This window comes from Mesorhizobium sp. BAC0120, from assembly GCF_033542235.1.
GTDB lineage: Bacteria > Pseudomonadota > Alphaproteobacteria > Rhizobiales > Rhizobiaceae > JAWRCU01.
Genome location: NZ_JAWRCU010000007.1, coordinates 160,229 through 180,910 on the forward strand (window position 1 = coordinate 160,229; position 20,682 = coordinate 180,910).

Here is a 20,682-nt window from a genome sequence, read left to right on the forward strand (position 1 = left end):
AGTGATTTCGGTCTGGCGGAGAGCGAGGCGGCGCTGGTGTAAGAGGGCTCTCCAGGCTTTCAGCTGAACAAATGGAACAGTGGCCTTACGAAACTGTTGAGGCTCCAATGGGAGAATGACCAATGCCGGCGGACAAGATTGAAGCAGGCCCTGGCAATCCTTCCGTCGCCGCCTCCGAAAAGGCCCGGGCCAGGGCGCTTGCAGGCCAATATGGCATCAGCCTCGGGCAAGCGCGTGAGTTGATCGCCCAGCACCGCAATGATCAGGAAATCCTGGAACAGAAGGCAGCGAAGTTGAAGGCAGATCGGAACGCCGGAAAAACTGACTGAACTGCCAGGGCTGCGCGTTCCCCCTGAACAGGACCTGACGCTGGATCTGTCGTGCATCCCGGCCAAGCCCGAAGGGGGCCTGAAGATAAGTCGCGTGAGGCAGTGCCCTGTGGGCGGGTCGCGGCCCGATATCGAAGCAAGGGGGGCCGTCCCCCGCGGCACAGCAATAGGACGAAGATGACCGGAACCACAGCCCTCAATGGCAAGAACGGAAGCTGCTGGACGGCAACTGCCGGGCCAACCAGCTATTCGCCGCTCGAAGGCTCCATTCATGCCGAAACCGTGGTCGTCGGTGCCGGGATCGTTGGCCTTACCACCGCGTTGCGGCTTTGCGAGGCCGGACGTTCCGTCATCGTGCTTGAGGCGCTGCGGGTGGGCCGACAGGTCACGGGTCGCTCGACCGCCAAGATCACGACCCAGCACGGCCTGATCTACCATGATCTCATGCGCAATCTCGGGCAACCGACGGCGCAGAGCTATGCCGATGCAAATCGCGCCGGCGTCCGCCAAATTCTCGACTGGGCGGCCGCGCACGCGATCGACTGTGACCTCGAAACCAGAGCCGCCTACACCTATACCGCTGACCCGGCGCGGCGCGGGGAAATCGAGGCCGAGGCGAATGCAGCCCGGCAGCTGGGGCTCGATGCGGAGGTGCTCGATCGTGCTCCGCTCCCATTCTCTACGGCGGGCGCGTTGCGCTTCCCCGACCAGGCGCAGTTCAATCCGGCGCGCTATGCAATCGGTCTCGCCAGGGCGGTGGAGAAGCTCGGCGGGCGCATCTTCGAACTGAGCCGCGCCGTGTCGATCGATGAAGCGAGCCGCTGGCGCGTTGTGACCGACAACGGGACTGCGCACGCAGAGAACATGGTCGTTGCCACGAACATGACGGTCAAGAGCCCGGTCGGGATGGCCAACCGGACGCAGCCGCGCAGCCATCCCGTCATGGCGTTTCGTATCGATGATCCTACGCGGCTCGACGGCATGTTCCTCGGCATCGACAATCCGACCAGATCCATCCGGACAGGCCGCGATGATGCAGGGCCTCTCCTGGTGGTGCTCGGGCCGAAATTCAACACGGGTCAGGACGCCGACGTCGCCCGCCGCTTCGTCGAGCTCGAGAGCTGGGCACGCGCCAACCTTCCGGTAGGCGCTGCCGCCTGGCGCTGGTGCAACGAGGACTACGATACGCCGGACCGTCTGCCATATGTCGGCGAGCCCGACCCGGACAAGTCGCCGGGGTTTCATATCGCGACCGGCTTCAACGCCTGGGGGATCAGCAATGGGACAGCCGCCGGAATCCTGATTTCCGACCGCATCCTGGGCCAGTCCTGTCCATGGGAGAAGCTCTATGATCCGGCGCGGCCCTACGACAAAGAATTCCACATCAATGGCCAGAGCCAATCCATCGTCGGGAGCTTCGATGAAATCGGGCCGGGCGAGGGCGGAGTCCTCGTAAGCGGCGAGAAAAAGATAGCCGCCTGGCGGGATGAAACAGGAGAACTCCATACCGTCTCTGCGACCTGCACCCACAAGGGATGCACGGTAAGCTGGAACAATGCCGACCGCACCTGGGATTGCCCGTGCCACGGCTCGATTTTCGCGGCCGACGGGTCGGTCATCCACGGGCCGGCAAGAAAGGCGTTGCCGCCGGCCAGCCTCTGACAGTCTCGTCGTCGAAGGTCTCTCGGTGGGATCGCTTCTCACGCGATATTCTGGATGCGGGCCCAAGTGCTCTTGGTGCCCCAGATGCCTGAACGGAGCGGCGGGCCGCTTATGCCGGACCGCGGCGCGTCCGCTCCCCGGCTCGATCGAGGAGCCGCGTCATTCCTTCAGCCCGGCAACACGCTCCAGCATCGGGCGCTGCAGCCAATGCACATGCCCGACAATGCCAAATGCGAGATTGCGGAATGTCGTCAGCAGCGGATTGCTCGCTTGAGCAGCGGAAAGGAGCGTTTCGCTCAATCTGATCCATTGATGGCCGATCGGGTGGCGCTCGGCCGTGTAGCCAGCGAGATCGTTCGCGGCGAGGCGACGCGCGAAGGACGCGGCATCCTCGATCCCGAGATTCATGCCGCGGGCGCCGACCGGCGAGTGGACATGCGCGGCATCGCCGCCGAGGAAAACATTACCATCCTGGTATCGCGGCGCCTGGCGGATGGGAATACGAAACTGGTCGGTGCGGAGCACTTGGACGATCCGATAGTTGCCCGGCACACGCGCAAGCGCGTTGTCGGTATTGGAGACGGCGCGAAACCGGTCTTTGCCGATCGGAATGATGAAGCCGACATCACCATTCGGATGAAGAAAGGCGTGAGCCGCACCAGGCTCGTAGGGCCAGTCGGCTATCTCTGCGTCCGCTATGCTCCACGTTCGGTGATGCGTATATCCCTCGAAATTGAACGCCAGCGCCTTGCGCACCGCGCTCTGCACACCGTCGGCGCCGAACAGGAACTCGCAGACGGCAGTTTCTTGCCCGGCCGGTCCTTCAAGTGCAGCGTGGATCTCGCCGCCGGAGCGCTCGAGTGCGACGAAGAGGGTGCGCCATTCGACGGCAACGCCGAATCCCGCAAGGATATCGACCATGATGGTTTCCGTGTCGCTTTGCGGGAGCGACAGCAGGAAATTGAACCGGTGCGGCAGCCCCGAAAAGTCAAAGGCACCAAGCTGGTGGCCATTGAACCAAAAATGCGCCCGATAGATCCTGATGCCGTTGGCGAGCAGCCGCTCCGTAACACCCGAGGGCTCCAGAACATCCAGGCTATGCGAGCTGATGCCCACGGCCTTGCTCAAGGAGGTCGGCTTTTCGTCGCGATCGATAATGCGCGGAGTGAAGCCGCGGCGCGCAAGTTCGACGGCCGCGGTCAATCCTGTCGGGCCGGCACCTACGATGAGGACGCCAGGTTTGTTTGTCATTGCGCTTCCAAGTCTCCGCCGACCCGATGGTTCCCCCTGTCGGTCCCTTCCTCACGACTGGTGTTCGATCAGCCGGATCACGTCATCGACAGTCTTCGGTTCAACGCCGAGCTCCAGGAAGCCCGGCAAACCCCTTCCGGCGATATTGTCCTGCTGCATGAGCTCGACCTGATTGCGCGTGATTGGGGGCGCGGAAAGAGACTCCGCAATGCCTGCCACAGCTGTCCATGCCGCGAAAGGCATGGGCATAAGCGTCACCGATATGCCGAGTTGCCGGCCGATTTCACGAAGGAGTTCCCGGTAGGTATAGGTGTGCGGGCCGCCCAATTCGAAGACGGGCGAACGAATGTGATTGCGCCCCTCGATCAGCCGCGCCACCGCTTCGGCGACGTCTTCTACATAGGCCGGCTGAAGCCGGGTCTGGCCCTGCCCGAACAACGGATAAAGCGGCAAGCGACGCATCAGCCGAACGATCGTCGTGAGGAAGGCGTCGTCCCGTCCCATCATGACCGCAGGACGCACGATGAGAGCCCCGGGAAAGGCTTTCGCGACGGCAGCTTCCCCGCGCCCGCGGGCTGCGATGTATTTCGAATCCGATCGAGGATCAGAGCCGATCCCCGAGATTTGGACGAAGCGATCGACGTGGCGGGCGAGCGCAGCTGCAGCGAGTTCCGCCGCCGCCTTCACATGCACGCGTTCGAAAGTCAGTTCGCCATGCTCGACATAGAGGCTGACCGCGTTGATAACCGCATATGATCCCCCGGTCGCCGAGGCGATCGATGAGGCGTCCAATATATCCGCCTTGACCGCTTCGACCGCGCTGGTGCTGCGGCCAGGCCGCACCCGACTTGGATGGCGGGAGGCGACGCGGACAGGAAACCCTTTTTCTCCAAGCCGTTCGACGATCCGCCGGCCCAGGAAACCCGTTCCGCCGAATACTGTCACGAGGCGGTTCGCATTGGAGCCCGTCCCATCCGTTCGGCTCGCCATTCTGTACCCTTCATCGCGCTTCCCGCTCCTCGAACCAATTGAGCGGCGCAATGTTCGCCTCGTCTATTGGTGCGGCGAGCCGTCGGTGCAGAGCGCGGGATGCCGGAACGAAATCTCGAAGCCGCAGTTAGGCGGCCGATGTGGGCGGCCGGGCCAGGAGCAACGAGAGGAGTGCCGGAATGCAGAGCGTTCGTATCCATGCATTTGGCGGTCCGGAGGTCCTGGCGCTCGAGACGGAGCCCACGCCCGACCCGCAATCCGGCGAGGTTCTGGTCCGCATACATGCCGCCAGCGTTAATCCGGTCGATTACAAGATTCGCAACGGCGGCTATGTCGGAGAGGATCGCCTGCCGCTGACGCTCGGGCGCGATATTTCGGGCGTCGTCGAAGGATGCGGACCGGGTGTCGAAGAGTTCAAGCCCGGCGACGCAGTCTATGCGCTGTTGACGCCGGACCGCGGCGGCTATGCCGAATTCGTGGCGGTCAAGGCCGAGGATTGCGCAGCCGAGCCGGCAAGCCTCGACCATGTGCACGCGGCGGCGGTCCCTCTCGCCGCCTTGACCGCTTGGCAGGGCATTTTCGACCATGGCGGCCTGAGCGCGGGTCAGCGTGTCCTGATCCATGGCGCTGCCGGTGGTGTCGGCCATTTCGCGGTTCAGTTCGCCAAGGCGCGAGGCGCGACCGTCTACGCAACGTGTTCGGGTCAGGACATCGATTTTGTGCGGAGCCTCGGCGCCGACGAGGCGATCGACTACAAAAACCGGCGCTTCGAGGACATCGCGCGCGATATCGATCTCGTTTACGACCTCGTCGCCGGCGATACCCAGGAGCGCTCCTGGTCGGTTCTCAGGGAAGGCGGCATCATCGTCTCGACCCTTCAGGAGCCATCGAAGGAAAAGGCCGCCGAACACAAGGCGCGCGGGGCTCGATACATGACGAAGCCGGACGGCGCCGAGCTCGGCGAAATTGGACGGCTGATCGATGCAGGTGACGTGCGCGTCGAGGTGGGCAAAGTCTTCCCGCTGCGCCAGGCAGCGGATGCAGAGCGCGCGCTCGAAGAGGAACACGTCCGCGGCAAGGTGGTTCTGAAGGTGGCATAGCCGGAGGTCTCGGCCTATCGCCGGGCTGTTGCCGCAGAGCGCTGAGAATCCGCAAGAAGCCTCGCCCTAAGCGAGGCGCAGAGCAATAGGAGATTTCCCGATGGCAGGACGACTCGATGGCAAAGTTGCGATCGTAACGGGAGCGGGCGCAGGCATCGGCGAGGCGGTCGCACATAAATTCGCACGGGAGGGCGCTAAGCTTGTGCTCGCCGGCTTGCCTGACGATCCGGTGGAAGACGTTGCCCAGGCCATCCGCGACAATGGTGGAGAGGCCGATGTTTGCCTCGCCAATATCGCCGACGAGCAATCGGCACGTGCCTGTGTCCAGATGGCGATCGACCGGTTCGGCAAGCTCGATGTCCTCGTCAACAATGCCGGCGTCTTCCTCGAGGTCGCCGAATGCCAGGACTATTCCGTCGACAACTTCGATCGGACTATGCTCAACAATATCCGGTCGGTCTTCATGATGACTAAATTCGCGCTGCCGCACCTGCAGACGACACGAGGCGTCGTGCTCAGCGCCGGCTCCGAGGCCGGCGAAATGGGCGAAGGCAACAATGCGCCCTATGGCGGCACCAAAGGCTTCGTTCATGCATTCATGCGAGGCATCGCATTCGAGCAGGGCAAATATGGCGTGCGGGCCAACTGCGTCTGTCCGGGGCCTGTCGATACGGCATGGACGCACAAGGAAACCGGTCCGATGGACGAACAGATGGAAAAGATGACCGTGGCCGGCACGGTACTCGGACGGCGAGGCACGCCCGAGGAGATCGCCAACGTCTATGCCTTCCTCGCCTCCGACGAAGCGAGCAACGTGACCGGTGCTCTCTGGTACGTCGACGGCGGCACGACGATCGCCAAGGGCGGTCCTGGCCAGTTCATCCCCGGCGAGCTTACGGCGCAGCCGAAAGCGTCTCTGCCGCTGCGGCACAGCCACGACGGTCTGAAGGATAAGCAGACGGAGAACCGGCTGCACTGAAACCCGGTCGGAACCGCAGGCGGATGACGATGACCCGTCCGCCTTTTGCCGGCACATCCACAAGGGCTGGCCGATGACATTTGATTCCATCAACCCGGCATCGGGCGAAACTCTCGCGAGCTATGAGCAACTCTCGGCATCCGCCGTGGAGGAAGCAATCGCTGAGACGCACGAGGACTGGCGCGCATGGCGCCGCCGCGATTTCACCGATCGGGCCAAGCTGATGCGGGCCGCAGCCGGCCTTCTCCGCGACAAAGCGCAGGGTTATGGGCGGCTCATGGCTGAGGAGATGGGCAAGCCCATCAGGCAGGGAATAGCAGAGGCGCAGAAATGCGCGGCAACCTGCGACTACTTTGCCGATAATGCGCAGCGATTCCTTGCGCCCGAGATGGTCGATGCCGGGCCGCCGAAGCGCTTCGCCGCCTTCCAGCCGCTCGGCGTCGTTCTCGCGGTCATGCCCTGGAACTTCCCATTCTGGCAGGTCTTCCGTTTCGCGGCCCCGGCACTAATGGCCGGGAACGCGGCGGTCCTGAAGCATTCGTCGAACGTTCCCGGCTGCGCGCTTGCGATCGAGGAGGTATTTCGCGAGGCAGGTTTCCCGGAGCATCTGTTCCGCACGCTTCTAATCGGTTCGCGTGCGATCGACGGGATGATCGAAAATCCTCTGATACGCGCCGTCACTCTTGCCGGCAGCGGCCCCGCCGGACGGGCAGTCGCGCGCAAGGCCGGCGAAATGTTGAAGAAGACGGTGCTCGAGCTCGGCGGCAGCGATGCGTATCTTGTGCTGGACGACGCGGACGTCGCGTTCGCAGCAAGAACGAGCGCGGAAGGCCGTCTCATTAATTCCGGTCAGAGCTGCATAGCAGCGAAACGCTTCATCATTCTCGACAGCCTGCGGTCCCGTTTCGAGGAGGGGTTCGTCGAGGAAATGCGGGCGGCCAAGGTCGGCGATCCTCTGTCGGAGGAAACCACGGTGGGGCCGCTGGCGCGCCACGACCTGCGCGATTCCCTTCATCGCCAGGTCGAGGGGAGCATCGCCAAGGGAGCCCGCTGCCTGCTGGGCGGCAAGGTACCCAACGGACCGGGTGCGTTCTATCCGCCGACCGTGCTCACCGACGTCAGGCCCGGCATGCCGGCATATGACGAGGAGATGTTCGGACCCGTAGCCGCCGTCATTCCAGTTTCTGATGAAGAAACAGCCGTAAAAGTCGCTAATAACTCGCCTTTTGGCTTGGGCGGCGGCGTCTTCACTCGCGATCTCGATCGGGGCGAACGCCTCGCCGTCGAGGAAATCGACGCCGGCTCCGTGTTCGTCAACGCCATCGTGCAATCGGACCCCAAGCTCCCATTCGGCGGCGTCAAGGAGAGCGGCTTCGGTCGCGAGCTGTCGCATTACGGCATCAAGGAGTTCGTCAACATAAAGACGATTGTGGTTGCTGAGATGGGCGATCCCTCCAGGAGCGGGGCCTCGCAGTCCTCCGCCCGGACGGAATGATCAAAAGGACATTTCTTGCGCGCATCCTCGCTTGTTCTTGAGCCTGGCCAGAATTGGCGCAATAATTGAGTGGGTCATGTGCTGGGGGGTGCAGGGGCGATGGCCGGAGAGGGCGAGAACGGCGCCGCAGCGGGAGCAGACCGCAAGCCGGCTCCGCATTCGGTTTTCGATGTATCGGATATGCCGGCGAAGCAGGTCGCCACGACAGGGCGCGAGGCGTACAGCTTCTTTGGCGAGTTCGAGCCGGCTCGGGCGCGCGAAGAGCGTTTGACGTGGGTGCGGGCGCCGAGGGGTGACGGCAGCTGTTTCCGTCCTTTACTCGCTAAACCCGCTGCTTGCGGTTCAGCGGAAAGGGGCGGGTGAGATTATGGCTCGACGCGCCAAGAAACCCAACCGTGGCGGCATGGCCTTCGGACGCAACCTGGCGATCCTAGGGTTAGTCCCGTTTGTGTTGGGGATTTATGCCACAGTGATGGGGGCGATGACGCTGAGTTGGCCGCGTGCCGAGGCGACCATCATCGGCTGCGAACATATCTGGCCCGAAGGCGACCGGCGCAACATTGGCAGTCCGGAGAATCCGAAGGGCTGGAGCACGGCTCACATCACCTATTCCTATCGTGCCCACGGGGAGGAACGGACCGGCTCGGGCGTGCAAGCCTATACTCTGGGGTTCGCCAATGCCGCGCATGAGGATGAGCTCTGTGTGACCTATCAGCCCCACCAGCAGGTCAAGATAGCCTATGACCCCGACAACGTGAATATCACTTACCTCGAGCCGGGACCAAGCAGTCCGGCCCTGATGCTCCTGGGCGTCGGCGCCTTCATGATGCTATGCGGCTGGCGAGCCTATACGCTCGCCAAGCGCGGGATCGGCACGATGAACGCGGAGGGCGCCACCGAGCACATCAAGCGCCATCGTGATACGGCGGATAGAAGTCCGCTACCCTGAGATCGGCGCTTTCGACGACGGCTGGCCCTATGACGCCGGTCGGTGATCTCCGTCCTCACCGAAGCTAGGTCCCGGCTCCAGTTGGGCGGACAAAGATCGAGAACAGCTCTCTCTGCGAGGAGATGCGCATCTTGGCGTAGATGTTCTTGCGGTGGATGCGCACTGTGCCCGCTGATATACCGAGGAGATTGGCGATCGACTCGGATGAATGCCCTTCTAGGACCAGGCCGACAACGTCGAGTTCGCGCGGTGTGAGGGGCGGCATTCCGCGCGTCCTGAGCGCTTCCTGGACGGTGCGACGCAACACCTCCTTATCGCCTTCCGTCTGACTTGGCTTGAGGCGTTCGTCCGTGCGCCAGTGCACCTCCGCGATGCGTCGAACGAGCGGCTCTACGGCGCGTAACGTCCGCAAGTCATGTACTGAAAAGGCGGACTGGCTCGGTGCGCGCATCAGCGATGTCACGATGATCCAACTATCCTTGCCGGAGATGAAAAACCCGATTTCGTCCACAGGGCCGGTTTGGACGTAGTAAGTCTTGTAATATTCGCTCTTGTAGAACTGGTCCGGCGCCAGATCCGCAAGCCTGTAAAGGCCTGACCGGACGCCGTTCGCCGTAGCTTTGTAAAGCGGGTCGAGGAGATAGGGACCGATCTCGTATTCCTTTACGTGGATGTCGAACTGTTTCGGCCCGAAGGTGTGGTGCAGGCAGATCGGCTTGGCTGACCCGCTATAGGCAAAGCTGACGGTATAGTCGAAGGGAACCAGGCGCTGGACCGTCGAAGCGAAAGTTTCGGGAAAGTCATGGCTTCCTGCTTGCGAAAGAAGCTCGCCGAGCGCGGCGAACCATTCTGGCTGGGACAGGAGCCGTCTCCGTGACCCGCCCTCGAAACTTTCCTCCATAAATCCATCCTCCTATCTAAAAAGTAATATGCCTTTTGCATTAGTCTGTATGGGAAATATCCCGTGAACTGCACTTACTTGTAAGCTTTATGCCGGCTTGTGGAATATGCCTTTGTTTGGCATCGGTCGCCATCATTGCATATTTCGGTTGCATATGCTGCTGCCCTTCGGGTTCGCTCAGGTGCTTCCGGCCGTTCCGCAAAGAGTGGCTCGGGGGGTGTTCCTCCGGGAACTGGAGGACAGCATTCGACCTCTTCCGCCATACCAATACCTCGGCGTTTCTCGACCTGACCGGCGGCCAAAGCGCTCGCGGCCACGCCAGGTCGCTTGCAGCCTGTGCTGAGCTCCAGCTGTCGATGACAGCCTTCGGCCGGGCGAACGCGCCCGATGACAGATGAAGACAACAATCAATAAAAGGGGAATTCAGATGCCTAAAGTAAGTTTACGGTTACGGACCCTCGTCGCCACATCGGCGCTGTCGGCATTTGTCGCATTCGCCTTCGTCAGCGTCGCGGGCGCCTGGTCGCTGGAGGAAGCGGCGGCGCCCTATAAGGGCGTGACGATCCGCACCATCGGTGAAGCCCTTCCGCCGCTCGAGGCGATGAAGAAACTCGCACCGGAATTCGAGAAGCGCACGGGCATCACGGTCGAGATCGAGATGTATGAGCACTCTGAAGCAGTCAGCAAGGTCATGCTCGACCTCAACTCGCATCGGGGCCGGTACGATTTCATCATCCAGCCGCACCGGGAATTGGGAAAGTTCGTCACGAACGGGCATGTCGAGCCGGTCGAGGATTTCATGACATCGGCCACGCTGCGCGATCCGGAGTTCAAGCCGGAGGAGCAGCTTTATCAGCGGCTGTGGAAGGAGATTTCCTGGTATGACGGCAAGGCCTACGGCTTCCCGTTTACGGCGCTCACCATGTACGAATGGTACCGCTCCGATCTGCTCAACGACCCCAAGGAAAAGGAAGGCTTCAAGGCCAAGTACGGCTATGATCTCGGGCCCGCTCAGGACTGGAAGCAATATCGCGATATCGCCGAATGGTTCACCCGTCCCGACCAGCAGCTCTATGGAACCGCGCTGCAGGGCAAGCGGCACGAGGCGCTCTGGTATGAATGGCTGAACTTCCTTTATTCGTTCGGCGGGGACATGCTCGATGTGAAATCAGGCTCCGAATGCGGTCCGGTCATCGTCAACAGCCCGCAGGCGATCGCCGCCACCGAATACTACAAGGGCCTCATGAAGTTCTCGCCGCCGGACACCCTGAATTACTTCTGGGACGACGTGATGGCGCTGATGCAGCAGGGCAAAGTTGCCGAGCTGATCATGTGGAACGACGCGACCTATGCGGTGGCTGTCGACGAGACCGCATCGACAGTGGTCGGCAAGATGGGCTTCGACCTTGTCCCGCAAGGCGACGGCGGCAAAGTGGCTCAAGTCGAAGGCTGGACCTACCTTGTGCCTACGGACTCGAAGAACAAGGAAGCGGCCTACCTCTTCATCCAGTGGATGATGGCCTACGACCAGCAGCTCAACCAGCATCTCAATGGCGGGGCGACTGCCCGTCCGGATGTCTACGCCTCGGCGGACGTCCAGAAGCTGCCCTATGCGAAGGCGTCCATGCAGTCGAACGAGGTGGCCAGGCCCAAGCCCACGATCCCGCAATCGAGCGAAATGACCGATATCCTCGTGCGCGAGCTGTCATCCTACCTCGCGGACGAAAAGTCGGCAAAGGAAGCGCTCGACCAGTCGGCCAAGGAGATTTCGGCGTTGCTCGGCTCATGCGCGCCTATGAAATATCCGGTCCAATGAATGGGGCGGAGTGATGTGGCGCTTCCCGTGAAGGTGAGATCTCACGGGAGGCGGACGGGGATATCATGAACAAAGCGAACCGACCCTTGCGCGGGCAGCTGATCCTGGATCGCGGCGCATCGCTGCCGCTGATCCTGCCCGCGACCTTGCTTGTCGTCGTCTTTCTTGTCGGGCCTTTCTATTACATGGCCTACACTGCGATGACCGACCTGAGCTTCGCCAATCCGGACCAGAAGGGCGCGTTCGTCGGGTTCGACAATTTCCGCAAGCTGGTCAGGGACGATCCGATCTTTTGGAGCTCGTTCTGGCTCACCATCCGCTTCGTTGTCGCAAGCGTGGCCATTGAGTTCGTGCTCGGTTTCCTGCTCGCTTTGCTCATCTGGCGCTTCATCGAGCGGCAACGCCTGCTGACGACGCTTCTTCTGGTTCCGGTGATGCTGGCGCCGGTCGCCGTCGGCCTCATCTGGCGCCTGCTGCTCCAAGGCGATTTCGGCATGGCGACTTATTACCTGCGCGCCATCGGCCTGCTGTCGCCTCAGAGCGCCGTCTTCTCGACGCCCAGCCTGGTCATGCCGACGATCGTTGCGATCGATGTCTGGCAGTGGACCCCCTTCGTGACGTTGATCATCCTGGCGGGGCTCATGAGCCTGCCGCGATCGCCATTCGAGGCGGCCACCATGGACGGGGCTGCCCCATGGCGTCTGTTCGTCGACATCCTGCTCCCGCTGCTGAGGCCGATCATCGCGCTGGTGCTTCTGCTGCGCGGCATCGACGCGTTCAAGGAATTCGACAAGGTCTTCATCATGACCGGGGGCGGACCGGGCACGGTCTCAGAGCTGCTCTCGATCTACGCATATCGCGTCAACTTCAAGAACTGGAACCTCGGTTACGGCGCCGCCGTCTCCTTCATGGTCTATCTCGTCGTCCTCATCCTGTGCTCGGTCTTCTACAAGGCCATGTACTGGAAGTCGGCAGCGGCAAGGGCGTAGGCCGATGAACAGGTCCTACAAGACCCTCGCGATCGGCGTTCTCGCTTGCGTACTGGTGCTCGCGCTGACGCCGTATGTCTGGATGCTGCTGACCTCCTTCAAAGGCCGGCTGGATATCCTCTCGCCGCAGCCGACCTGGTTCTTCACGCCGACGCTCAGCAATTATCCCGCCGTCTTCATCGACAAGGAGTACCTGCCGCTCGTCTACAACTCGCTGGCGATCTCGCTCGGATCGACCGCGCTCTCGATACTGATCGGCGCGCCGGCAGCCTATGTGTTCGCGCGTACGGACTTCGCGGGCAAGGAAGATTTGTTCTTCTTTTTCCTGACCACCCGAATGGCGCCGCCGGTCTCGATAGCGGTACCGCTCTTCCTGTTCTTCACCACGCTTGGGCTGACCGATACCATCTACGCGGTGGTCATCGCCCACACCAGCTTCAATCTCTCGCTGGTCGTATGGATGATGCGCGGCTTCTTCGCCGAGATCCCCAAGGAGATCGACGAGGCGGCGATGATGGACGGGCGCTCGAAATTCGGTGCCTTCGTGCGCGTCATTGTTCCCCTGGCCGCCCCCGGGCTCGCTGCAACGGCGGTGCTTTGCTTCATCCTGTCGTGGAACGAGTTTCTCTACGCTTTCATCCTTGTGGCCTTCGAGGGACGGCCGCTCACGGTCGGCATTCCCGGCTTGATCACCCCGCATGGAACCCTGTGGGGCCAAGTCGCCGCCGTGGCGGTGGTCGCGACCTTGCCGATCCTGGTTTTCACCTTTCTCGTCCAAAAGCACCTTGTTCGCGGCCTGACCTTCGGTGCGGTGAAGGGCTGAGGCGGCGGACGTAGGCGGAGCGTTCAATGACAGTCTCGTTCAGGCAAGTGACGAAGCGGTTCGCGGACGGAACGACCGCGCTCGACCAGTTGGATCTCGATTTCGAACTCGGCGAGTTCGTCGTGCTGTTGGGGCCGTCCGGCTCGGGCAAAACGACCGCCTGCCGGTTGCTCGCTGGACTCGAGACGCCGACCAGTGGCCGAATAGAGATCGACGGCAAGGATGTTACCGAGGTGCCGCCGCGCTTCCGCGGGATCGGCATGGTGTTCCAGAACTACGCCCTCTATAGCCATAAAAGCGTGTTCGAGAACATCGCCTATCCGCTGCGCATCCGCAAACTGCCGGCATCGGAGATCGAGAGCCAGGTGAAGGCCGTCGCGGGCCTTTTGCGGATCGGCGATTACCTGCACCGCAAGCCAGCGCAGCTCTCGGGCGGTCAGGCACAGCGGGTCGCGGTGGCACGTGCTCTCGTCTGGGAGCCCGCGATCTGCCTCATGGACGAACCGCTTTCGAACCTCGACGCGCTGCTGCGCCTGCACATGCGCACGGAGTTGAACCGGCTACACCGGAAGCTCGACAAGACTTTCGTGTTCGTCACGCACGACCAGGAGGAGGCAATGACCCTGGCGACGCGCATCGCCGTGCTCAAGGATGGCAGATTGGTCCAGTTCGACGAGCCTCGCGCCATCTATCGCCGCCCGGCCAATCGATTTGTCGCGGAATTCATGGGCCGGCCCGCGATGAACACGATCGACGGCAAGGTCGAAGGGGGTGTTTTCCGCGGCGGCGCGATCGTTTGTGCGGTTGACTGCCCGGACGGACCGGTGACGCTGGGGATCCGACCGGAGCAGATCGAGTTCGCGGACGCGGCCGCGCCGGGCGCCGTGCAACTGACTGTTGACGTCAAGGAAGCGATTGAGCCGGACACGCTGCTGATATTCCAGAACAATGGCGGGGCGGCGGTCACCCTGCGGACGCAGAAGAACTGCGACGTGATCGAGCCGGGTCAGCCCGTCGGACTGAGCTTCCCCAAGGATGCGCTGCATTATTTCGATGCCGCAACCGGGCTGAGGCTCGCATGATGCTGGCAAGCTTCGTCCCGCTTCCGCTCGCGGCGATTGTCTGGCTCGGTTTCTGGCGGGTGAACCGAAAGAGGAGGTGGTTCACCATAGGCGAAGTCATCTTCTGGGACGTGATCGTGCTGATCCTGATCCAACTCGTCTGGCTGCGATGGTTCTGAGGCGGAGACGTTTGGAGATGGTTCGCGAGGGAGAGGCAGCATGACTTCGGCACCACGCTGGCGTCGTTTCGACGAATGGGACACGCGGCCATTGCGCCACGACCAGTTCGCGGCCGAGGATCCCGAGGCCGGGTTCGCGACCTTCCACAGTCCGTGGGACCCGACGCCATCCGCACGGGTCGAGAACGGCCGCGTCGTAGAGATCGACGGCAAGCAGGAGGCCGACTTCGATATCCTCGATTCCTTCATCGCGGCACATCATCTTGACCTCGAGGTGATCGAAGAGGCCATGGCGATGGACCCGGCTGAGGTCGCCCGCATGCTGGTCGACATCAACGTGCCGCGAGAGACCCTCGAACAGCTTGCGCGCGGCATGACGCCCGCCAAGCTGGTCTCCGTGGTGTCCCGGATGTCGTCGCTGGAAATCACTTTCGCCTATTCCAAGATGCGCCAGCGCCGCACGCCGGGCAACCAGGCACATGTCACCAACGCCAAGGATGACCCGCTGCAACTTGCGGCCGACAGCGCCGTCGCGGTGGCGCTCGGTTTTGATGAGGTCGAGACGACGATGCGCGTTGCGTCCAACTCCTGGGCCAACGCGATCGCCTGTGCCGTCGGCGCCGCGGTGGGGCGGGGCGGCGTGCTGTTCCAATGTTCGATCGAGGAGGCGGAGGAACTGCGCATAGGCATGGCCGGCTTCACCTCCTATGCGGAGACTGTTTCGGTCTATGGCACTGAAGCCGCTTTCGTGGATGGCGACGATACGCCCTGGTCGAAAGCGTTTCTGACAGCGGCCTATGCCTCGCGCGGCATGAAGGCCCGCTGCACGTCGGGAGCGTCGGCCGAGCTGCTGATGGGGTTCCACGAGCGCCAGTCCGTGCTCTACCTCGAAGCCCGCTGCCTTTGCCTGCAGCGCGCGATGGGCGTTCAGGGGACCCAGAATGGCGGCATCGATGGCGCGCCTCTGACAGCCTCCATGGCCGGCGGCATGCGGGAGCTAATGGCGGAGAACCTCATCGCCGCCTGGCTCGGGCTGGAATGCGCGTCGGGCAACGACACCCGCATCAGTGAATCGGAGATCAGGGTCGGCGCCAAGATCACACCTTTTCTCATGGCGGGCTCCGACCTGCTCTGCTCGGGATTCGGGTCAATCCGCAAATACGACAACTCCTTCAATCCTTCGCTTTTCAATGGCGAGGACATTGAGGATTTCCTCGTTCTGCAGCGCGACTTTGAGGCCGACGGCGGACTGACGCCGGTCGACGAAGGCGACATTCGGGAAATCCGCATGCATGCGATCCGTGCCATAGCGGCAGTGTTTGAGGAACTGGAACTCGCCACCGTTCCGGAAAGCTGGATGGTCTCTGTGGCTGCGGCATCCGGGTCCCTTGAAACGGAAACCTTCCCGACGAGCGAGGTGACGCGTATCAGCGCGGCCATTCGCGACCGTGGGCTGACGGCGGTAGACGTGGTGCGAGCGCTGGAGCGCCGCGGCTTTGCCCGCGAGGCCGAGAACCTGCTGCTCATGCTGCGACAGCGTATCTCCGGCGACTATCTGCAAACGTCTGCCATCCTCCGTGACGGCAGGGTGATCAGCGCGCTGAACGATCCGAACGATTATCGCGGGCCGGGCAGCGGCTACCGCATGTCCGATGCGCGTCGGGATGCGGTTCGCAACGTGCGCGACTTGCAAACGCGCGAGAAGGTGCTCGAGCGCGAACGTCGGTTGGACCCGACCGCCGAACCTTGGCTGATTGTAGCGGGGGAGGCGCAAAAGGGCACCGATCCGCGCGAGGTGGTCATCGGCTTGAGCCCTGCTTTCGGAAACGAGCTGACGCAGACGACGGCTGGACACGATTTGATCGACGTGGTGCTGGCGCTGACCGACGGCATTCGCGAAGGCGGCGGCGCGCCCCGGCTGATCCGCATCCGCCATACCGCCGACACGTCGTTTCTCGGCCTTACCGCGGCGCGCCTGTCGGGCTCGGGTTACGCCATCGGTATCCAGGCCAAGGGCACGGCGGTCATCCATCGCGCCGACCGCCTGCCGCACATGAATATCGAGCTGTTCTCGAACGCTCCGGTGACGACGCTGGAACACTACCGGGCGATGGGCCGCAATGCCGCGCTCTATGCGCGCGGCGAGACTCCGGAGCCGATCATCGTGCCCGTCGACGGCCAGGCATTGGGCGCGCGCTACCACGTCCGCGTCGCCATGCTCTATGCCATCGAGACGGGCCTCGTGGTCCCGGAGGCTGCACCGGTCGATCTCGAAATGAGCATCGGTCAGGGAGGTCTGTCGCGATGAGCTCGCCGCTCGACCTCTATCCCATTTCCGAGAAGGCTCCGGAGCGGGCCGTGTCTGCCTCCGGCATGCCGCTCGACCGGTTGACGCTCGATGCCATCGTCTCGGGGCGCGTCGGCGCCGACGATATCCGCATTTCGGCGGACGTCTTGAAGCAGCAGGCCGCGATAGCGCGCGCCGCCGGCCGCGACCGCCTTGCCTTGAACCTCGAACGCGCGGCCGAGCTGGTGGCTGTCCCGCAGGACATCATTTTGGAAACTTACGAGATGATGCGGCCGGGCCGCCTGCAGGATTCGCGCCTGCTTTCTGCACGCGCCGAGATGCTGCGGCGGGATTACGGAGCCCATGCGATCGCCGCGCTGATCGACGAGGCCGTCGCCGTGTACGAACGCCGCAACCTGTTTCGCCGCCGATATTAGCTGAGAGAAGGGACTTCGGATGATTCTTGAGGGACGGACGGCGATCGTCACCGGAGCTGGCTCCGGCATCGGGCGCGCCGGATCGGAGGCGATGGCCCGGGAGGGCGCGTTTGTCGTGGTGACGGACCGCGATATGGGCGCGGCGCGCCGCACCGTCGACCGGATTCTCGGCGGGGGCGGGCGAGCAGAAGCCCGCGAGTTGGACGTCACGGACGATGCCGCGATCGCCGTGCTGATCGGCGACGTCGCCGAGAGGCACGGCCGGATCGATATCCTTCACAACCACGCCGGTGTCCAGGTTGCGGGCAGCATCGAAGAGATTGACGGCATCGCATTCGATCGGTCGTGGGCGATAAATGTGCATGCCCAGTTCGTGGCGTGCCAGGCCGTACTGCCCTTCATGAAAAATCAGCGCCGCGGCGTGATCCTCAATACCTCGTCGAATTCCGGCGTATTTCTCGATCGCGCGATGACCGCCTACATCACGAGCAAGGCCGCGTCGATCACAATGACGCGCCAGATCGCCCTAGATGTCGCGCGCTATGGTATTCGCGTCAACGCCCTCTGTCCGGGCTGGGTCGATACGCCGTTCAACGATCCGTACACGGCGCAGCTCGGTGGTCGCAAAGCGTTGGAGCACGCGATCGCAAACATCGTGCCGATGGGCCGCTTCGCGACGCCTGAGGAGATCGCCGAGGTGATCCTCTTCATGGTGTCCGACAGCTCGCGCTACATGACCGGCCATGCACTGGTCGCGGACGGTGGGGAGTCGCTGGCGGGCGGAACGAATGCGGGAAGCAACGAAGCGATCAGGCCAGCGCCCTGACTGCATCGCGGGCTCCGGCTGAGAATGGACGGGGCGAGCCGTGGTCAAACGGCCGGGCCGGTTTACCCGGCGTCGGCAAGAAGGCGTTCGGCGAGCGACTGCGTGAGCACCAGGTGAGTGGCAAGCCCCCCGGCGAGAGTGGCCTGCAGTGGCCCGATCTTGTTGTCCTGGCCGACCACGACGAGCCGTTTCGGGATTGCACGGATCGCAGCAAGATCGGCCGATATGAGCTGCCGGTTGTAAGCGCAATCGAGCACGTTGCCGTTGCGGCCGATGAGCTGCCCGGCGATAACGCCGGCTGCGCCCTTGCCGCGCAACGCCCGCAGCGCGCTGCGGCTGAGCGCGCCGCACTGAACGATGTGGCTGTCATCATCGACGCCGCCCGCCGAAAATAGCGCCAGCGTGCAGTCCGAGATGCTGGCAAGCTGGTCCCTGATGACAGGCTCGCGCTTCAGGCTCTCGGCCAGTCCTTCGTCTGACAGGACGAGCGGCGCATAGATGTTGATCCCTTTGGCATTCAGCCGGCGCGCGATCTCCATGGTGCACTGATCGGGCCGGTAGGAATACGGGGCGCCGAGATTGCCGCAGAGCTGGATGACTGTCACGCCGCGCAGATCCGCGAAAGGCATCACGTCCGCGATCTGATAGACCGTTTTGCCCCAGGCGACGGCGACACGATCATCCTTCTTCACCAGTTCGAGGAACACGCCCGCGGCAAGGACAGAGATCTGGCTATCGGAATCGAGCTCGCCATGACCTTGCGGAGCCACCCACACCGATTCGAGTCCGAACCGGTCTTCGATCCTGCGCGCGAGGAAGTCGGCGCTGAACAGTTCGGTGGAGGTGGAGATATTGACGACACCAATCTCGCGCGCCTTCTTCAGATAGGCCGCGACAGAGGCGCGCGAGATGTCCAGCCGTTCGGCAACTTCCTCCTGCCGCATGCCGTGCGCGTAGTAGAGCCAGGCGGCCTTGTGCACGATCGGATCGACATTTCTGATGCTCATGGCGGTGACTTCGGATGGGCTGTCAGGCAGCCTCGGTTTCCAGGTTGACATAGCTCTCCGGAACGAAGCGCGGTGTGCAGAGGCAGTAGAATTCGAGGTCGCTGTCGCCGGTGTTTTCGATCCGCTGTGCGGCGCCTGGCGGAATGACCGCCTGGTCACCTGGCCTAAGCAACTGCCGCTCGCCGTCGACCTCGATGATGCCCTGGCCCTTGCGGACGATATAGCGCTCGCAGATGCCGTCCAGTCTGTGGAGTTGCGTCGTCACGCCCCGCTCTACCCGGGCGACGGCAAGCGAAGTCTCCGGCGAGGCGTCGTCATTGTGCAGCTCGGTGATATGGCAGCGTTCGTCGGTCCAGAACTCTCCCCGGGAGGATGCCGGCAGGAAGAAACGGGTCATGCTCAGGGCCCTCGAACAATGTCAATTGACTCTGACAAATGCTAGAATATGCTCTTGTCCCTGTCAAAGGCATGTCCGCCTGACACTGCCGGCGATCATGAAAGCGGGTTTCATGCCCGCGCTGTGAAAAAGGGGAGCGCTGCGGTCTCGCAGCCGATCAGACGGAGGCTTTGATGGGTGTGTGGAAAAAGAGTGTAGCCGCATTGTCTCTGGCGGTGACGATGGCAGCGGGCCAGGCTTCCGCCAGCGATCTCCTGGTTTACGTCTCGCCGGATGCCATCGGTGTGAACGCCTTCCTGAAGATGGGACAAACCGGCATCGAGGCCGCCGCGATGAAGCACGGCATGGACTTCAAGACCTATGAGAGCAAGACCGCGGCGGAGCGGCGCGAGAATGTCGACGCTGCGGTAAACGAGGGCGCAAAGGTCGTCGTCGTTCTCGGCTTCGAGTTCAACGATATCCTCAAGGAAGTTGCGCCGACCGCGCCGGACACCCAGTTCCTCATTGTCGACCAGTGCATCGAGAACCAGCCGGACAATGTTCACTGTGCGGTATTCCGCGAATATGAGGCGAGCTATCTGATGGGTGTCGCCGCCGGCATGCTGACCAAAAGCAACACGGTCGGGGTGGTGGGCGCCATCGATATTCCCTTCCTGCATCGCTATACCGACGGCTACGCCGAGGGCGTCAAGTCAGTGAAGCCGGACGCCAAGGTGGAAGTACGCTGGGTTGGCGGAGACAATCCTTTTGCCGATCCGGTCCGCGCCAAGGAGCAGGCCGTGGCGCTCAACGCGACCGGAGCCGACTATATTTACACTGCGACCGCCGGCGGCGATTTTGGTGTCTTCGAGGCTGCAAAGGAGAAGGGCTTCAAGGTCTTTTCGGTGGACGTCAATCACTGCCCGGATGTTCCCGGCATCATCGTCGATCAGAGCCTGAAGCATGTGAACGTGGCTCTGGGCACGGCGGTCGACGCGATCCTCGCTGGCGAGAAGAAGACCTTCACCTCGCTTGGCATCAAGGAAGGCGGCGTAGGAGCGGTCGCGCTCGACGAGGCCGGGATGGCTTCGAGCAAGTGCCTGATTGCGGATCATCCCGACGTCGCCGCCAAGATGCGCGAAGTCGCCGCCACTATTGCGGACGGCTCGCTCAAGCTGACCGATCCGATGGCGGCAAAGTAGTCCGGCCGTATCACTTGCATGCC

General features: G+C 62.7%; 20 protein-coding genes. 15 read left to right on the forward strand and 5 right to left on the reverse strand.

Annotated elements, in window-relative coordinates; genetic code table 11:
* Positions 1-122: 122 nt before the first annotated feature.
* Together SAZ10_RS17880 and SAZ10_RS17885 are read left to right on the forward strand one after the other, a co-directional pair.
* On the forward strand, positions 123-329 hold the full coding sequence (locus SAZ10_RS17880; RefSeq protein WP_318610707.1) for a DUF3606 domain-containing protein: 207 nt from the start codon (positions 123-125) through the stop codon (positions 327-329).
* A 177-nt stretch (positions 330-506) separates the two neighbouring features.
* On the forward strand, positions 507-1,991 hold the full coding sequence (locus tag SAZ10_RS17885) for an FAD-dependent oxidoreductase (protein WP_318610708.1): 1,485 nt from the start codon (positions 507-509) through the stop codon (positions 1,989-1,991).
* A gap of 159 nt (positions 1,992-2,150) precedes the next feature.
* On the opposite strand, the gene SAZ10_RS17890 is transcribed toward SAZ10_RS17885, so the two are convergent.
* A complete protein-coding gene (locus SAZ10_RS17890; protein WP_318610709.1) occupies positions 2,151-3,242 on the reverse strand; it encodes an FAD-dependent oxidoreductase in 1,092 nt (363 codons plus the stop codon).
* Positions 3,243-3,293: 51 nt separating this feature from the next.
* Positions 3,294-4,232 (reverse strand): complex I NDUFA9 subunit family protein, encoded by a 939-nt coding sequence (locus SAZ10_RS17895; protein ID WP_318610710.1) that lies wholly within the window; start codon positions 4,230-4,232, stop codon positions 3,294-3,296.
* Positions 4,233-4,411: 179 nt separating this feature from the next.
* On the opposite strand from SAZ10_RS17895, the gene SAZ10_RS17900 reads away from it, so the two are divergent.
* From SAZ10_RS17900 to SAZ10_RS17915, 4 genes are all read left to right on the forward strand, one after another.
* Complete coding sequence (locus SAZ10_RS17900; protein ID WP_318610711.1) at positions 4,412-5,332, forward strand: NADP-dependent oxidoreductase; 921 nt, start codon at positions 4,412-4,414, stop codon at positions 5,330-5,332.
* Positions 5,333-5,432: 100 nt separating this feature from the next.
* Positions 5,433-6,311, forward strand: a complete 879-nt coding sequence (locus SAZ10_RS17905) for an SDR family oxidoreductase (RefSeq protein ID WP_318610712.1) — start codon at positions 5,433-5,435, stop codon at positions 6,309-6,311.
* A gap of 73 nt (positions 6,312-6,384) precedes the next feature.
* On the forward strand, positions 6,385-7,806 hold the full coding sequence (locus tag SAZ10_RS17910; protein WP_318610713.1) for an NAD-dependent succinate-semialdehyde dehydrogenase: 1,422 nt from the start codon (positions 6,385-6,387) through the stop codon (positions 7,804-7,806).
* A gap of 367 nt (positions 7,807-8,173) precedes the next feature.
* A complete protein-coding gene (locus tag SAZ10_RS17915) occupies positions 8,174-8,755 on the forward strand; it encodes a DUF3592 domain-containing protein (protein WP_318610714.1) in 582 nt (193 codons plus the stop codon).
* A gap of 64 nt (positions 8,756-8,819) precedes the next feature.
* Here the strand turns inward: SAZ10_RS17915 and SAZ10_RS17920 are convergent, their stop codons facing one another.
* A complete protein-coding gene (locus tag SAZ10_RS17920) occupies positions 8,820-9,656 on the reverse strand; it encodes a helix-turn-helix transcriptional regulator (RefSeq protein ID WP_318610715.1) in 837 nt (278 codons plus the stop codon).
* Positions 9,657-10,083: 427 nt separating this feature from the next.
* On the opposite strand from SAZ10_RS17920, the gene SAZ10_RS17925 reads away from it, so the two are divergent.
* From SAZ10_RS17925 to SAZ10_RS17960, 8 genes are all read left to right on the forward strand, one after another.
* Positions 10,084-11,472: a sugar ABC transporter substrate-binding protein gene (locus SAZ10_RS17925; RefSeq protein WP_318610716.1), complete on the forward strand. Its 1,389-nt coding sequence runs from the start codon at positions 10,084-10,086 to the stop codon at positions 11,470-11,472.
* Positions 11,473-11,537: 65 nt separating this feature from the next.
* Entirely contained in the window at positions 11,538-12,461 is a 924-nt protein-coding gene (locus tag SAZ10_RS17930; RefSeq protein ID WP_318610717.1) for a sugar ABC transporter permease, read from the forward strand.
* Positions 12,462-12,465: 4 nt separating this feature from the next.
* Positions 12,466-13,284 carry a carbohydrate ABC transporter permease gene (locus SAZ10_RS17935; RefSeq protein ID WP_318610718.1) on the forward strand — a complete coding sequence of 273 codons (819 nt, stop codon included), beginning with the start codon at positions 12,466-12,468 and terminating at the stop codon, positions 13,282-13,284.
* Positions 13,285-13,310: 26 nt separating this feature from the next.
* Entirely contained in the window at positions 13,311-14,366 is a 1,056-nt protein-coding gene (locus SAZ10_RS17940) for an ABC transporter ATP-binding protein (protein ID WP_318610719.1), read from the forward strand.
* The gene (locus tag SAZ10_RS17945) at positions 14,363-14,524 is read left to right on the forward strand and encodes a hypothetical protein (protein ID WP_318610720.1); all 162 of its coding nucleotides are present in this window, start codon (positions 14,363-14,365) and stop codon (positions 14,522-14,524) included. Before SAZ10_RS17940 ends, SAZ10_RS17945 begins: the two co-directional genes overlap by 4 nt.
* A gap of 40 nt (positions 14,525-14,564) precedes the next feature.
* Positions 14,565-16,832 (forward strand): propanediol/glycerol family dehydratase large subunit, encoded by a 2,268-nt coding sequence (locus tag SAZ10_RS17950; RefSeq protein WP_318610721.1) that lies wholly within the window; start codon positions 14,565-14,567, stop codon positions 16,830-16,832.
* Positions 16,829-17,248 carry a diol dehydratase small subunit gene (locus tag SAZ10_RS17955; RefSeq protein ID WP_318610722.1) on the forward strand — a complete coding sequence of 140 codons (420 nt, stop codon included), beginning with the start codon at positions 16,829-16,831 and terminating at the stop codon, positions 17,246-17,248. Before SAZ10_RS17950 ends, SAZ10_RS17955 begins: the two co-directional genes overlap by 4 nt.
* 19 nt (positions 17,249-17,267) lie before the next feature.
* The gene (locus SAZ10_RS17960; RefSeq protein WP_318610723.1) at positions 17,268-18,074 is read left to right on the forward strand and encodes an SDR family NAD(P)-dependent oxidoreductase; all 807 of its coding nucleotides are present in this window, start codon (positions 17,268-17,270) and stop codon (positions 18,072-18,074) included.
* 62 nt (positions 18,075-18,136) lie between these two features.
* Here the strand turns inward: SAZ10_RS17960 and SAZ10_RS17965 are convergent, their stop codons facing one another.
* Positions 18,137-19,081: a sugar-binding transcriptional regulator gene (locus tag SAZ10_RS17965; protein ID WP_318610724.1), complete on the reverse strand. Its 945-nt coding sequence runs from the start codon at positions 19,079-19,081 to the stop codon at positions 18,137-18,139.
* Positions 19,082-19,103: 22 nt separating this feature from the next.
* Positions 19,104-19,478, reverse strand: coding sequence for a cupin domain-containing protein (locus SAZ10_RS17970; RefSeq protein ID WP_318610725.1), 375 nt, complete (start codon positions 19,476-19,478; stop codon positions 19,104-19,106).
* 173 nt (positions 19,479-19,651) lie between these two features.
* Here SAZ10_RS17970 and SAZ10_RS17975 point away from each other — a divergent pair, with 173 nt between their 5' ends.
* Positions 19,652-20,659: a BMP family ABC transporter substrate-binding protein gene (locus SAZ10_RS17975; RefSeq protein ID WP_318610726.1), complete on the forward strand. Its 1,008-nt coding sequence runs from the start codon at positions 19,652-19,654 to the stop codon at positions 20,657-20,659.
* Positions 20,660-20,682 lie beyond the last annotated feature (23 nt).